General features: G+C 67.3%; 12 protein-coding genes. 3 read left to right on the forward strand and 9 right to left on the reverse strand.

Annotated features, from left to right (window positions below; translation table 11 throughout):
* Nucleotides 1-106: 106 nt before the first annotated feature.
* Nucleotides 107-1,135: a LacI family DNA-binding transcriptional regulator gene (locus AC3WS6_RS17250; protein WP_492502240.1), complete on the forward strand. Its 1,029-nt coding sequence runs from the start codon at nucleotides 107-109 to the stop codon at nucleotides 1,133-1,135.
* 24 nt (nucleotides 1,136-1,159) lie between these two features.
* Here AC3WS6_RS17250 and AC3WS6_RS17255 read toward each other — a convergent pair whose 3' ends face one another.
* Nucleotides 1,160-1,567 carry a tautomerase family protein gene (locus AC3WS6_RS17255; protein WP_492502241.1) on the reverse strand — a complete coding sequence of 136 codons (408 nt, stop codon included), beginning with the start codon at nucleotides 1,565-1,567 and terminating at the stop codon, nucleotides 1,160-1,162.
* Between the two features lie 183 nt (nucleotides 1,568-1,750).
* Here AC3WS6_RS17255 and AC3WS6_RS17260 point away from each other — a divergent pair, with 183 nt between their 5' ends.
* Nucleotides 1,751-3,199, forward strand: coding sequence for a sugar porter family MFS transporter (locus AC3WS6_RS17260; RefSeq protein WP_492502242.1), 1,449 nt, complete (start codon nucleotides 1,751-1,753; stop codon nucleotides 3,197-3,199).
* A gap of 138 nt (nucleotides 3,200-3,337) precedes the next feature.
* Here the strand turns inward: AC3WS6_RS17260 and AC3WS6_RS17265 are convergent, their stop codons facing one another.
* The 8 genes from AC3WS6_RS17265 to iolC are packed head-to-tail and all read right to left on the reverse strand — an operon-like array spanning nucleotide 3,338 to nucleotide 12,547.
* Complete coding sequence (locus AC3WS6_RS17265; protein WP_492502243.1) at nucleotides 3,338-4,204, reverse strand: sugar phosphate isomerase/epimerase family protein; 867 nt, start codon at nucleotides 4,202-4,204, stop codon at nucleotides 3,338-3,340.
* A gap of 17 nt (nucleotides 4,205-4,221) precedes the next feature.
* A complete protein-coding gene (locus AC3WS6_RS17270; protein WP_492502244.1) occupies nucleotides 4,222-5,235 on the reverse strand; it encodes a Gfo/Idh/MocA family oxidoreductase in 1,014 nt (337 codons plus the stop codon).
* A gap of 27 nt (nucleotides 5,236-5,262) precedes the next feature.
* Entirely contained in the window at nucleotides 5,263-6,213 is a 951-nt protein-coding gene (locus AC3WS6_RS17275) for a sugar phosphate isomerase/epimerase family protein (RefSeq protein WP_492502245.1), read from the reverse strand.
* A gap of 18 nt (nucleotides 6,214-6,231) precedes the next feature.
* The gene (gene iolD, locus AC3WS6_RS17280) at nucleotides 6,232-8,145 is read right to left on the reverse strand and encodes a 3D-(3,5/4)-trihydroxycyclohexane-1,2-dione acylhydrolase (decyclizing) (RefSeq protein ID WP_492502246.1); all 1,914 of its coding nucleotides are present in this window, start codon (nucleotides 8,143-8,145) and stop codon (nucleotides 6,232-6,234) included.
* Nucleotides 8,145-9,077 (reverse strand): 5-deoxy-glucuronate isomerase, encoded by a 933-nt coding sequence (iolB, locus tag AC3WS6_RS17285; RefSeq protein ID WP_492502247.1) that lies wholly within the window; start codon nucleotides 9,075-9,077, stop codon nucleotides 8,145-8,147. The genes iolD and iolB overlap by 1 nt, the downstream gene beginning before the upstream one ends.
* Nucleotides 9,078-9,137: 60 nt before the next feature.
* A complete protein-coding gene (locus AC3WS6_RS17290) occupies nucleotides 9,138-10,658 on the reverse strand; it encodes a CoA-acylating methylmalonate-semialdehyde dehydrogenase (RefSeq protein WP_259160483.1) in 1,521 nt (506 codons plus the stop codon).
* Between the two features lie 24 nt (nucleotides 10,659-10,682).
* Nucleotides 10,683-11,594 carry a Cgl0159 family (beta/alpha)8-fold protein gene (locus AC3WS6_RS17295; RefSeq protein ID WP_447913601.1) on the reverse strand — a complete coding sequence of 304 codons (912 nt, stop codon included), beginning with the start codon at nucleotides 11,592-11,594 and terminating at the stop codon, nucleotides 10,683-10,685.
* Nucleotides 11,591-12,547, reverse strand: a complete 957-nt coding sequence (gene iolC / locus AC3WS6_RS17300) for a 5-dehydro-2-deoxygluconokinase (protein ID WP_492502248.1) — start codon at nucleotides 12,545-12,547, stop codon at nucleotides 11,591-11,593. Before iolC ends, AC3WS6_RS17295 begins: the two co-directional genes overlap by 4 nt.
* A 161-nt stretch (nucleotides 12,548-12,708) precedes the next feature.
* Between iolC and AC3WS6_RS17305 the strand changes: the two genes are divergently transcribed.
* Nucleotides 12,709-13,470, forward strand: coding sequence for a GntR family transcriptional regulator (locus AC3WS6_RS17305; protein WP_492502249.1), 762 nt, complete (start codon nucleotides 12,709-12,711; stop codon nucleotides 13,468-13,470).

The raw sequence follows: 13,470 nt of genomic DNA on the forward strand, positions 1-13,470 counted from the left end.
GTTGCCAAGCGTGTTGTTCGCACGGCGACATATCCCGGCGGACCTGCTGCCGTACGATCGGGGAACCGGATGCCGGTCGCAGCGAAGGGAACAGCACGCGATGTCGATGGACGATCTGACCGCACCCGATGAGGTGCCTGGCAGTGCTGGCACCTCTGCCCGCCGAGCGACCATCTACGACATCGCGCAGCGGGTCGGCCTCAATCCCTCGACGGTCTCCCGCGCTCTGAACAAGCCGGGTCGCACGAACGCAGCGACCGAAGAGAAGATCCGCGCGGCGGCCGCCGAGCTCGGCTACCGCGCCAACCCGATGGCGAGAGCTCTTCCCACCGGCCGGTCGGGCACCTTCGCGATCGTGCTCCCTGACATCACGAACCCGGTGCACTTCGAACTGATCCGGGGCGCTGAGCAGGTCGCCCGCGGCGGCGGCTTCACGCTGATCGTCTCGGAGACGGAGGGATCGGCGGAGATCGAGCACGAGACCATCGAGACGCTGCAGGCATCCGTGGACGGGCTCCTCGTCGTGGCGTCTCGTCTCGGCGACTCCGACCTCGCCACCCTCGCCGCCGTGAAGCCGATCGTGGCGGCCAACCACTCGGCACCCTCGCTGCCGAGCGTGATCCCCGACCTGGCGATGGGGCTGACCGCAGCCATCGACCATCTCCGCGATCTCGGACACCGGTCCGTCGCCTATCTCGGCCTGAGCGGCCTGCAGATCAATCGCGCCCGCTGGGATCTCACCCTCGACCTCGCGCTGTCGAGTGACATCTCCCTGGTGGAGATCGCCGTGGACTCCCCCACCGTAGACGCAGGTGCGGATGCGCTCCGGCGCGTGCGCGCCAGCGGCGTGACCGCCGTTCTGGCCTACAACGACCTGGTCGCTCATGGACTGCTCCGAGCGGCTCGAGGCGCCGGCCTCACGCTGCCCGAGGCGTTCAGCGTGATCGGGTTCGACGACATCTTCAGCGCCGAGCTCGCCGTGCCGGCGCTGACGACGCTCCACTCGCCGCTGCGCGAGATCGGCACGCGGGCCATGGAGACACTCATCGAGCCCGAGCGGAATCGCGTCCCGTCGAAGGTCGTCCTACCGCTCGATCTCGTCGTGCGCGAATCGACGGCGCGCCCCGTGAGCTGAGCGCCCAACACGTAGGTCTCGCGGTCAGACCGAGGGAGCGGCAGAGGGTACGGCGAGTTCGCCAGTCAAGTACTGCGCCCGACCGAATCCGAACGACCAGTCCTGAGGGCCGTTCTCGACGTACCCGATGAAGACGTCCTCGCCCACGACGCCCACCGCAGCGAGTCGGGCTGCGATCTCGGCGTACAGGCTCTGCTTCATCTGATCGCTGCGCCCACGCTGGGTGAAGATCTGGATGATCACGGGGTCGGTCCGATCGAACCCGAGACCGGCATCCTCCGCGATGATCGTGGTCGCCGATCGAGAGGTGATCACTTGGAATCGGTCGCGGACGGGGATGCCGTAGACCTCGACGATCGCGTCGTGGATCGCTTCCGAGATCTCCTGGGAGTTCGAGCGGGCGTCGCTGTGGTCGATCCGTACGAGTGGCATGGTTCCTCCTGAGTATTTGTCCTGACATTCTCACATTATTAGAATCAGTCCGTCAAACCCTTGCGCCCAAACACTCCTCCATGCGAGAATGTCTTTACATGGAACGCTTTGTCACGTTCCGCATCACCCCTTCCGTCGCCGCGGCATCCACCGTGCGGCGACTGCACGCAAAGGAGCGTCCTCGTGTCGAATTCCCGCATCACCAGACCGTCGTCGGTTGTGACCGGCGGCACCGCAGGGCGGGGGTTCCTCGCTCGCCTCACGGTGATCTCCACCCTCGGCGGTCTGCTCTTCGGCTACGACACCGGAGTCATCTCCGGTGCACTGCTGTACATGCGCGATGACCTCGCGATGTCGACAGGAGAGGAAGCCTGGGTCGTCAGCGCACTCCTCTTCCCCGGCGCCGCCTTCGGCGCGCTCCTGGGTGGGCGCATCGCCGATGCGCTCGGGCGCAAGCGCAGCCTTCTCGTCTGCGCCGTGATCTTCCTGATCGGAGCCATCGCCTGCGCGATCGCCCCGAACGTCACGATCATGGTCGTCGCGCGCATCTTCCTCGGGTTCGGAGTCGGCGCCGCTGCCGTGGCGTGCCCGCTCTACCTCGCAGAGATGGCGCCGGCCGACAAGCGCGGACGTATGGTCACGATCAACGAGCTGATGATCGTCACGGGTCAGCTGCTCGCCTTCGCGATCAACGCACTGCTCGCCGTGCTGATCAGTGACACGCACGTCTGGCGCATCATGCTGGCAGTCGCATCCGTGCCCGCGATCATCCTGCTCGTCGGCATGCTGCTCCTGCCCGAATCACCCCGCTGGTTCGGCGCCCGAGGTCGTCTCGATGAAGCGCGACTGGTGCTCAGCAAGAGCCGCACGCCCGAGGAGGTCGAGACAGAGCTCGCCGAGATCGCGCAGAACGCGAGCATCGAGGGCGATCAGCGTCGCCACGCCTGGCGCGCGCTGCGAGACAACCGCTGGATGCGACGGCTCCTCTATGTCGGATTCGGTCTGGCCGCGGTGCAACAGGCCACAGGCATCAACACAGTCAACTACTACGCGCCCAGCATCCTCACCCAGACGGGTCTCGGAGACCAGGCCGCCCTCATCGCGACGATCGGCGTCGGACTCACGAGCGTCATCATGACCATCGTGGGCATCTGGTTGATCGGGTTCATCGGGCGACGCAGGATGCTGGCCATCGGCTTCAGCGGGGTGGTCGGCTCGCAGATCGTGCTCGCCCTCGTGTTCCTCCTCCCCCACTCCGATGCCGTGAGCTACCTGATCCTCGCCGCGATGATGCTCTTCGTCGCGTTCGTGCAGGGCTTCATCGGCACCGTCGTCTGGCTGCTGCTGAGCGAGATCTTCCCGCTCGCGATCCGAGGCCTCGCCATGGGACTCGCCGTGTTCGTGCTGTGGACGGTCAACGCGTTCATCTCCTTCGTCTTCCCGCAGATCGTCGAGGGCATCGGATCCACCTGGACCTTCGCGCTGTTCGCGGCGATCAATGCTGTGTCGCTCTGGTTCGTGCTCACGCAGGTCCCCGAGACCAAGGGCCGCTCGCTCGAGACGCTCGAGACCGACTTCCGCACCCAGGCGATCCGCACGATCCCTCGTCGGGAGCGCCTCGCGGGTCGTTGATGCATCGCCTCAGAGAGGGGGTGGGGAGCCTGACCGGCTCCCCACCCCCTCTCTTCGCGCGCCCCGGCCATGGAAAAGCCCCCTCCTCGAGATCGAGGAGGGGGGTTGTCTGCGCGACGCGCGGCTCGTGCGCGGGACTCAGCCGATCAGCTCGCGCAGCCTCTGCAGCTGGAAGCGCGAGACCTCGTCCGCCCGCTCATCCTCGGCGAAGACGTTCGAGACCAGCAGCGCATCCGGGCGATCGAGATAGCCGGTCGTCCGCAGCGTGTCGAACAGCTCGATCCAGTTCACGTCGCCGTCACCGATCTGCAGGTGCTGGTGCACGCGGGCCGCGTTGCCGGGCGGGTTCGAGATGTAGCGCAGGCCATGAGAGCGATGGTGGTCGAAGGTGTCGGCCGCGTAGACCGCGCCCAGTCGCTCACCGATCTCGGGAAGCAGGGTCGCCGCACGGTCGCCGTAGTGGAACGTGTGCGAGGCGACGTACACGAATCCGACGGCCGACGAGTTCAGCCCGCGGATGACCCGCCAGGCCTCGAGCCCGTCCTCGACGAAGTCGTCGGGATGGGGATCGATGTTCAGCCGCACCCCCTCACGCTCGAGCAGGGGCAGCAGCTCTTCCATCGAGCGGTAGAACGCGTCCTCACTCTCCTCCTGGAGCTCCGGTCGACCCGAGAACTCCGTATTCAGCACCGGGGCCTCCAGAGCGACGGCCAGCTCGATGATGCGCCGCATGTTGCGCACGGCCGCTGTGCGCTCCGCCTCGACAGGAGACGAGATGCGCTGCACCGGGAGCAGCGCGGGGATCGTCACACCGGCGTCCGCCGCGCGCTTCTTGAGCGCGGCGGCGAGCGCGTCGTCGGCCTTCGGATGCCGGAAGAACGGAGCGAAATCGGCGTGCGGCGTGAGATGCAGATGCTCGTACCCGAGACGCGCGGCGACGTCCGGGAAGTCGAGGAGCGCGTGATCGTGGTGGTACGGCGTGGGGTCGAGTGCGATGCGGACCATGTCGGTTCCTCTCCGGCTCAGGCGTAGAACGCAGGACGCTCAGCAGCCTCGACGGGAACGATACCGCCGTCGAGCGCCGTGACCCCCGCCTCGCACGCGAGCGCGACCAGGTATCCGTCCCAGGCATTAGGACCGTCGACGAGGCGGCCGTCCTTGACGGCGTTCACCCACCGCTGGATCTGGCGGTCGTACGCCTCCGCGAAGCGCGTCGTGAAGCTCGTGTGGTCCTTGATCGAGAACTGCCCGTCGCGCCACTGCTGCAGGCCCGACGGCTGCCCGATGCGGGCGATGCCCTTCTCGAACACCGCCTCGGTGCCGACCTGGTAGCCGAACTGCACGCTCACGTTCATCTCGACGTCGACGAGCACACCGTTCTCGAGCTCCATGATCACGAGGATGGGCTCGCGCAGGTGCTCGGGAGTGAGGGTGTTGCGCCGCGGGAACTTGATCTCGACCGACTTCACAGCGGATCCGGCCAACCACGGGATGACGTCGAACTCATGCACGACCGAGTCGGTGATGAGCATCGTCTGCGTGTAGCTGTCGGGCACGGAGGGGTTGCGGTGCACGCCGCGCACCATGACCAGATCGCCGGCGTCGCCCGAGGCGATCAGTTCGCGCAGGGCCGCGTACTCGGGGTCGAAGCGGCGCATGAAGCCGATCTGGATGTGCGGCCTGTCGAGCTTCTGCTCGCGCTGGATGATGTCCCACGACGTGGCGGAGTCGGGTGTGAGCGGCTTCTCGCACAGGATCGGAAGACCGGCCCCGAGTGCCGGCACCAGAACCGGCTCGTGGAACTGACCCGGGGTCGCGATCAGCACGGCGTCGAGTGCCCCTGCGGCGATCGCGTCTTCGACACGGCTGAAGGTCACGGCTCCCGGAGCCTTCTCCGCGGCCGCCGCCGCGCGCCCGGGATCGGGCTCGACGATCGCCGAGACGACGGCGCCCGAGATGCGATGGGTGATGCGCGCGATGTGATCGGCGCCCATGAGTCCGGCGCCGACGACGCCGATACGGAGGTCAGAGGTCATGAGTTCAGTGCTCCAGAAGAGAAGGGATCAGTGGATGCGGGCGAGATGGGTGCATCCGAAGATGTGCTCGCGTGTGCGCTGGGCGATGGGGAAGGGGTAGTCGACGTCGCAGCCGTACATGTCCTGCTCGACGATCGCGAAGATCTCGGAATCGATCGCGGCGACCGCGTCGATGATCGGCCCGAGATCGGGCACGCCGTGCGGCGGCTCGATCATGATGCCCTGCGTGACGGCATCCGCGAACGGCACGTCGTTCTTGAGCACGTCGAAGAGCAGCGACGTGTCGACCTGCTTGAGGTGCAGGTATCCGATGCGATCGGGGCGCTCCTGGATGAGTTTGACGTTGTCGCCGCCGTAGTAGGCGAAGTGGCCGGTGTCGAGGCACAGGTTGGTGTATCGCTCGTCGGTCTCGTCGAGGAAGCGCACGACCTCACGAGTGGTGCCCACGTGGCTGTCGGCGTGCGAGTGGAACTGCTGCTTCACTCCGAATTCCTCGAGCAGAGCCTTGCCCAGGCGGTCGTGCCCTGCGGCGAGCTTCTTCCACTGCTCGTCGGTGAGGGTGCGCGCCTCGAGCACCTCACTGGTCGCATCGCTGCGCCACAGGTCGGGGATGACGACGAGATGCTCGGCGCCGAGTTTCGATGCGAGTCCGGCGACGGCGAGCGCCTGGTCCCACGCGCGCTGCCACTGGTCGTCGCCCTTGTGGAATCCGGTGAAGACGGTGCCCGCAGACAGCTTGAGCCCCCGCGAGCCGAGTTCGTCCTCGAGCTGATGCGGGTCGGTCGGCAGGTACCCATACGGGCCCAGCTCGATCCACGAGTACCCGGCGGCGACGACCTCGTCGAGGAAGCGCTGCCAGGGCACCTGCTTCGGGTCGTCCGGGAACCAGACGCCCCAGGAATCGGGGGCGGTGCCGATGCGCAGACCCGGGTTGGCGCCTGCTGCCGCGGCGGCGGGAGTGGTGGTGGTGTCAGTCATGTCAGTTCTCCGTTGAAGTCAGCCGAGGAGCGGACGCTGGTGCGCCTGCTGTGCGAGGTACTCGGTGCGCGCCTGTTGCGTGCTGGCGAGCGTGGAGACCTCGGGAACGGGTACGTCCCACCATCCGTCGCCGTCGGGCGCATAGAGGAGTGGGTCGCTGTTGATGTGGATGAAGGTCGATGTCGCCGACGCCTTCGCCTCGGCGACAGCTGCCGACAGCGCGTCGATGGCCCCGGCTCCCGGCTCGATCTCGATCACGTCGAGTCCGTAGCTGCGGGCGTTCGCGGCGAGATCGATCGGCAGGGTCTGCTCGCCCTGGAAGTTGCGCGCCTGAGGGTCGTACTCGCGATACCAGGTGCCGAAACGGTCGGAGCCGACCGTCTCGGAGAGGTGCCCGATCGACGCGTAGCCGTGGTTCTGGATGAGGACGAAGATCACCTTGATGCCCTCGGCGACGGCCGTCACGAGTTCGGTGTTGAGCATCAGGTACGAGCCGTCGCCCACCATGACGATGACGTCTCGGTCGTCGCCGTCGGCGACCAGCCCGCGCTTCGCACCGATGCCGCCCGCGATCTCGTACCCCATGCACGAGAACGCGTACTCGACGTGATATCCGAGGGGATCGCGCACCCGCCACAGCTTGTGCAGGTCTCCGGGCAGCGAGCCTGCGGCCTGAACGATGACGTCTTCCGGGGCGGAAGCCGACTGCACGGCGCCGATGATCTCGGACTGCCCGGGAAGCGCGAGTCCTGACGGCGCGAAGGCCGCATCGACGCTCGCATCCCACGCTGCCTTCTCGCGGGCGATGCGCTCGGTGTACTCGGAGGTGATCTCCCAGCCCTCGAGCTCGATGGCGAGTTCACTCAGCGCCTCGCGGGCATCGGCGATGACCGGCAGCTGCGAGCCGTGCTTGTAGGCGTCGAAGGATGCGATGTTGATGTTGACGAACACGACGTCGGGGTTCTGGAAAGCGGTGCGGGATGCGGTGGTGAAGTCGCTGTAGCGCGTGCCGATGCCGATCACGACGTCGGCCTCCGCCGCGATGCGGTTCGCCGCCAGAGTGCCGGTCGCGCCGACGCCGCCGAGGTACTGCGGGTGATCCCAGACGAGCGAGCCGCCACCCGCCTGCGAGGTGCCGACCGGGATGCCGGTCGCCTCGACGAGTGTTCGCAGGTGATCTTCGGCACCGGCGTAGAGCACGCCGCCACCGGCGACGATGAACGGACGCTTCGCCGAGCGGATGGCGGCGACTGCACGAGCGAGCGCCGCACGCTCGGGCAACGGCCGGCGCACGTGCCACTCGCGATCCTGCAGGAACTCGAGAGGCACCTCGATCCGCTCGGCCTGGACGTCCTCCGGCAGCGCGATCGTGACCGCTCCGGTCTGCACCGGGTCGGTGAGAGCGCGCATCGCTCCGAGCGCGATCGAGTACAGCTGCTCAGGGCGCTGAACCCGGTCGAAGAACACCGACAGCGGCCGGAAGGCATCGGTCACCTGGATCCCGGGGTCGTGCGGGTGCTCGAGCTGCTGCAGAACAGGATCGGCCACGCGGGTGGCGAAGGTGTCGCTCGGCAGCAGCAGCGCGGGAAGCCGGTTCGAGGTCGCCAGGGCCGCCGCGGTCAGCATGTTCGCCGCACCCGGTCCGACCGAGGCCGCGGAGGCGAGAGTGCCTCTGCGCCGGTGCATCCGGGCGTAGCCGACGGACTGGTGGACCATCGCCTGCTCGTTGCGCGCTTGGTAGTAGGGCATCAGGTCGGGCTGCTCGACGTTGAACTGCTTGAGCGCCTGGCCGATGCCGGCGACGTTGCCGTGTCCGAAGATGCCGAACATGCCCGCGACCGTTCGCTCGCGGATGTCGCCGTCGACGGTCCACTGGTGTCCGAGGAACTCGACCAGCGCCTGGCTGACGGTCATCGTCTTCGTGTTCGCCATCAGGGCTGGCCTTCCTTGTCGTTCTCGTTCTCGTTCTCGTACGGCAGCCGGGAGTCGAACTCCTGACCGTCCCAGGTGTCGCGAACCCACGCATGAGCGGGATCGTCGCTGATCAGCCACGTGCGTTCCGGGTCGGGACCCGCCATGACGTTGAGGTAGTAGAGGTCGTACCCCGGGGCGGCGACGGCCGGGCCGTGATAGCCATAGGGCACGAGTGCGATGTCACCGGTGCCGACCATCGCATTGATGTCGATCTCACCTGCGGGCGAGGAGTAGGTGCTGAACATCCCGAAGGCGCCGTCGGCCGCGTCCGGGTTGCCGCCCGAGCGCGACGGGGCGCTCTCGAAGTAATAGATCTCCTCGAGGCGCGACTCGTGCCCCGGCTTGTGCTCGTCGTGCTTGTGCGGAGGGTACGACGACCAGTTCTCGGCCGGGGTGATGACCTCGCAGACGATCAGCCGAGCGGCGTCCAGCGCCTGCGGAGTGCCGAAGTTGTGCACCTGACGGCTGGAGCGCCCCGCCCCGCGGAGCTCCACGGGCGTCTCCTCGGCGGCGATGTACTGCCAGTCGCGACGCTCGGCGGTCGGCGCTTCGGTGACCGCGACGCGGCCTTCGCCGCTGATGGTCGCCGTCGTGCCGATCGACAGATAGAGCACGTCGGTCGGCCCGTCGAACACCGACGCACGACCGTGCAGTCGTGTGTGCCACTCGCCGGGGTGATGGTGGTGCGCGATGCGGAACGATCCGGCCAGCGGCACGATGATCCGCTCGACGTCGAGGGCCGTGAGCTCGAGCTCGTCGCCATCCGTCAGCTCGGCGATGCGGATGCCGGTGTGCTGCCACCCGGCGAGCGAGGCGTCGACCACGCTCTGCCATCCGTCGCGCGCGAGTGTGCCCCGTCGGTGGAACCAGCGATCTTCTGTGGTGCTCATCTTCGTGCTCTCAGAGGAATGGATGCCGCCCGCTCCCCCGCGGGCGGCATCCGGATCGGGTCAGTTGTTCTGCGGGAATCCGAGGTTGATTCCGCCGTGCGTGGCCGGGTCGAGCCAGCGGCTGGTGATCGCCTTCTCCCGCGTGAAGAAGTCGAACCCGTGCACACCGTACGCCTTCGCGTCGCCGAAGAGCGAGGCCTTCCAGCCTCCGAACGAGTGGTACGCGACCGGCACGGGGATCGGCACGTTGATGCCGATCATCCCGACCTCCACCTCGCTCTGGAAGCGCCGGGCGGCGCCTCCGTCGTTGGTGAAGATGGCGGTGCCGTTGCCGAACTCGCCCGAGTTGATCAGATCGAGCCCCTCCTGGAAGGTCTGCACCCTCACGACCGAGAGCACCGGGCCGAAGATCTCCTCGGTGTAGGCGCGCGACGTGATCGGGATGTCGTCGATCAGGGTGGGCCCGAAGAAGAAGCCGTCTTCGTGGCCGTCGATCTTCAGGCCACGGCCGTCGACGACGATCTTCGCGCCGTCGGCTTCTGCGATGTCGACGTACGAGGCGACCTTGTCGCGGTGCACATCGGTGATCAGGGGGCCCATGTCGGGCTCGACGCCGTCGACACCCGCGCCGTTTCCGATGCGCAGGTTCGCGATGCGCTCCGAGACCTTGGCGATCAGTTCGTCGGCGACGGGCTCGACGGCCAGCACGACCGAGATCGCCATGCACCGCTCACCGGCGGCGCCGTATCCGGCGTTGACGGCCTGATCGGCGACCAGGTCGAGGTCGGCGTCCGGCAGCACCAGCATGTGGTTCTTCGCACCGCCGAGGGCCTGCACCCGCTTGCCGTTCTTCGACGCCGTCTCGTAGATGTACTGCGCGATCGGGGTCGAGCCCACGAACGAGATCGACTGCACGACCGGGCTGTGGAGCAGACCGTCGACGGCGAGCTTGTCGCCCTGCAGCACCGTGAACACGCCGTCGGGAAGACCGGCTTCCTTCCAGAGCTGAGCGAGCCAGAGGGCAGCCGAAGGGTCCTTCTCGCTGGGCTTGAGCACGACCGCGTTGCCTGCGGCGATCGCGACCGGGAAGAACCACATCGGCACCATGGCGGGGAAGTTGAACGGGCTGATGATGCCGACCACGCCGAGGGGCTGCTTGAGCGAGTAGACATCGACTCCGGTCGAGGCGTTCTCGCTGAAGGCCCCCTTGATGAGGTGCGGGAATCCTGTGGCGAGTTCGACGACCTCCTGGCCGCGAAGGATCTCGCCCATGGCGTCGGAGACGACCTTGCCGTGCTCAGCCGTGATGATCTCGGCGAGCTCGCGCTTGCGGGCGTTCAGCAGCTCGCGGAACGCGAAGATGACGGTCTGACGCTTCGCGATCGAATAGGTCTTCCAGACCTGGTATCCGCGCTGTGCGGACTCGATGGCCGCGTCGATCTCGGCCTGGTCGGCCAGCGCGACCTGCGCCTGCACCGCTCCGGTGGCGGGGTTGTAGACGGGCGCGGTGCGTCCGCTGCTCGACGGACTGTCGGCGCCGTCGATCCAGTGGGAGATGACGCGAGGTTCAGTGGTGCTCATGGGTGATCCTTCGTGGAGGGCAGTTCAGCGGATGGAGGCGGCGGCGCCGCGGACGAGCCCTGCTGCGGCATCGACCGCAGAGGCGACGTCACCATCAGGGGGATAGAGGAGCGTGCGGCCGACGGTGAGCCCGCGCACGCCGGGAAGGGTCAGAGCGTCCTCCCACGCGGCGAACGTCTGATCGGGATCGGCACCGGAGTCGCCGCCGAGAAGCAGCGTCGGCATGGTGGTCGCCGCCATCACCCGCTCCATGTCCTCGACGACCGGGAGCTTCATCCACGTGTACGCAGACGACGCGCCGAGGCCGGCCGCGATGGCGATCGAGGCGATGACGGCATCCGTCGAGAGATCGTTGACGATGTGGCCGTCTTTCCAGCGGCTGAGGAACGGCTCGAGCATGATCGGCAGCCGAGCTCTCGCGGCCGCGGTGACGGCGTCGGCCGTCGCCTGCAGCGTGGGCGCGGTTCCTGCATCGTCGAGATTGATCCGGATCAGGGTCTTCGCGAAATCTGCGCCGATCGCTGCGAGCTCGTCGACCGTGTAGGCACCGTACCGGTCGTCCATCTCGAAGGTCGCGCCCCGCAGGCCGCCTCGGTTCATCGACCCGACGACGATCTTGTCGTCGAGCAGCCCGAGGGCGGCCAGGTCGTCGATGATGTCGGGTGTGCCGAGCACGCCGTCGACGCCCGGGCGCTTCAACGCCGTCGCGAGCCGATCGAGCAGGTCGTACCGATCGGCCATGGCCATGGGGTCGGAGCCCACGGCGAGAGCGCCGCGGGCGGGGTGGTCGGCTGCGACGATGAACAGCTTTCCGTCGACCCCGAGCAGGTCGCGGCGGCGGCGGTTGCGCAGTCGCGTCGCGATCTCGTGCGGCGCTGAGGCGCGCAGGTCACGGAGACGGGAGAAGTCGTCTGCCGAGAGGGTGATGCCGGTCATCCTCGGGCTCCTTCGAGTAGTTGCTGCACCTCGGACACGGTGGGCATGGCGGTCGAGCATTCCAGTCGCGAGGCGACGATCGCGCCGGCGACGTTGGCGAACCGGAGGATCTCCTCGAGACCCCAGCCCGAGAGGAGCCCATGACACAAGGCCCCGCCGAACGCGTCGCCGGCGCCGAGGCCGTTGACGACGTCGACGAAGTGGGGCGGCACCTCGACCGTCTCGTCGGCCGTCTTGGCGAGCACGCCCTTCGGTCCCTGCTTGACGATGGCCAGGCGCACCCCGCGCTCCAGAAGAGCATCCGCGGCTCGGAGAGGCTCTGTCTCGCCGACGGCGACCTCGCACTCCTCGCGATTGCCGACGGCCACGGTCACGTGCTCGAGAGCGCGAACCACCTGAGCGGTCGCCTCACTCGGGTCGGCCCAGAACATGGGCCGGTAATCGAGATCGAGGACTGTGTGATCTGCGCGACCGCGCATCGCCCAGGCATCGAAGTGCGTCTGGCGGCTGGGCTCCTGCGAAAGACCGGTCACCGTCGCCCAGAGGACGCCGGCTGCACGGATGGCGCCCGCATCGAGCTGGTCGGACGTGATGTTGAGGTCCGGTGCCTTCGGCTCGCGGTAGAAGTACAGCGGGAAATCATCGGGAGGGAAGATCTCGCAGAAGGTGATGGGCGTCTTCAGATCCGGATCGACGGCGACGGCAGAGTCGTCCACGCCGAGCCTCGTGAGCTCCCGATGCAGGTAGCGGCCGAAGGGGTCGTCGCCCGTCCGGGAGACGAGCTGCACGGCTCGACCGTAACGAGCGGCAGCCACGGCGACGTTCGCCGCGCTTCCGCCGAGGTACTTGCCGAACGTCGATACGTCCTCGAGACCGACGCCACTTTCGAGGGGGTAGATGTCGACGCCGAGGCGCCCGAGGGCGACGACGTCGAAGGTCTTTTCTCCGGTCATACTCCTGTGTACAACTTTCCTGATCGCAATGGACGGGATATGTCTTAACAATAACACAAGGGGCGATTCTTGCAAGGGGTCCGCACCCGCGGCTCTCACGCTCTGAGGTGACAAAGTCCGCGGGAGGTAATATTGTCGCGACAAACGAGGGAGACCACGAGATGGCGACGACGGACGGCGTATGGCCGGACCACCTGTTCCACGATCTGGATCGCACAGGGCCGATTCCCCTGTACTTCCAGGTGTCGAGCAGGCTCGAGGCGGCGATCCGATCAGGCGAGATCCCGCCGGGTGCGCGCCTCGAGAACGAGATCGCGATCGGTGAGCGCCTGGGACTCTCTCGCCCGACCGTTCGGCGGGCGATCCAGGAGCTCGTGGATCGGGGCCTCCTCGTACGTCGCCGCGGAATCGGCACGCAGGTGGTGCAGGGGCAGGTGACCCGCCAGGTCGAGCTGACCAGCCTCTTCGATGATCTGCAGACCTCGAAGCACAGCCCCGGCACGACCGTGCTGCTGCACGAGCTCTCTCCCGCCCCCGAGAACGTCGCCGAGCACCTCAGCGTCCCAGCGGGCGCCGAGGTGCTGCACATCCGCCGCCGCCGCACCTCCGACGGCAGCCCCGTGGCGATCCTCGAGAACTGGTTCCCCGCCGATATCGCCGAGATCACCCGGGAGCAGCTGGAGGATCAGGGCCTATACCAGATTCTGCGCAGTCGAGGCGTGACGATCCGTGTAGCGAAGCAGCGGATCGGCGCTCGACGGGCTCACGACGATGAGGGCAAGCTGCTCGACATCGACCGTGACGGGCCCGTGCTGCAGATGGAGCGCACCTCGTTCGACGGCGCCGGCCGAGCGATCGAGTTCGGAGTGCACATCTACCGACCCGATCTGTACAGCTTCGAGACCACGCTGGTCGCCAAGTAG

Source organism: Microbacterium sp. EB106-03-03-XG65 (genome assembly GCF_058791955.1).

What these genes read in the sequence shown, in the direction of transcription:
- iolD (WP_492502246.1), bottom strand. Translation starts at nt 8,145, where the DNA reads ATGGCGAACACGAAGACGATGACCGTCAGCCAGGCGCTGGTCGAGTTC.
- AC3WS6_RS17270 (WP_492502244.1), bottom strand. Translation starts at nt 5,235, where the DNA reads ATGACCTCTGACCTCCGTATCGGCGTCGTCGGCGCCGGACTCATGGGC.
- AC3WS6_RS17275 (WP_492502245.1), bottom strand. Translation starts at nt 6,213, where the DNA reads ATGACTGACACCACCACCACTCCCGCCGCCGCGGCAGCAGGCGCCAAC.
- AC3WS6_RS17265 (WP_492502243.1), bottom strand. Translation starts at nt 4,204, where the DNA reads ATGGTCCGCATCGCACTCGACCCCACGCCGTACCACCACGATCACGCG.
- AC3WS6_RS17295 (WP_447913601.1), bottom strand. Translation starts at nt 11,594, where the DNA reads ATGACCGGCATCACCCTCTCGGCAGACGACTTCTCCCGTCTCCGTGAC.
- AC3WS6_RS17250 (WP_492502240.1), top strand. Translation starts at nt 107, where the DNA reads ATGGACGATCTGACCGCACCCGATGAGGTGCCTGGCAGTGCTGGCACC.
- AC3WS6_RS17290 (WP_259160483.1), bottom strand. Translation starts at nt 10,658, where the DNA reads ATGAGCACCACTGAACCTCGCGTCATCTCCCACTGGATCGACGGCGCC.
- iolC (WP_492502248.1), bottom strand. Translation starts at nt 12,547, where the DNA reads ATGACCGGAGAAAAGACCTTCGACGTCGTCGCCCTCGGGCGCCTCGGC.
- AC3WS6_RS17255 (WP_492502241.1), bottom strand. Translation starts at nt 1,567, where the DNA reads ATGCCACTCGTACGGATCGACCACAGCGACGCCCGCTCGAACTCCCAG.
- AC3WS6_RS17305 (WP_492502249.1), top strand. Translation starts at nt 12,709, where the DNA reads ATGGCGACGACGGACGGCGTATGGCCGGACCACCTGTTCCACGATCTG.
- iolB (WP_492502247.1), bottom strand. Translation starts at nt 9,077, where the DNA reads ATGAGCACCACAGAAGATCGCTGGTTCCACCGACGGGGCACACTCGCG.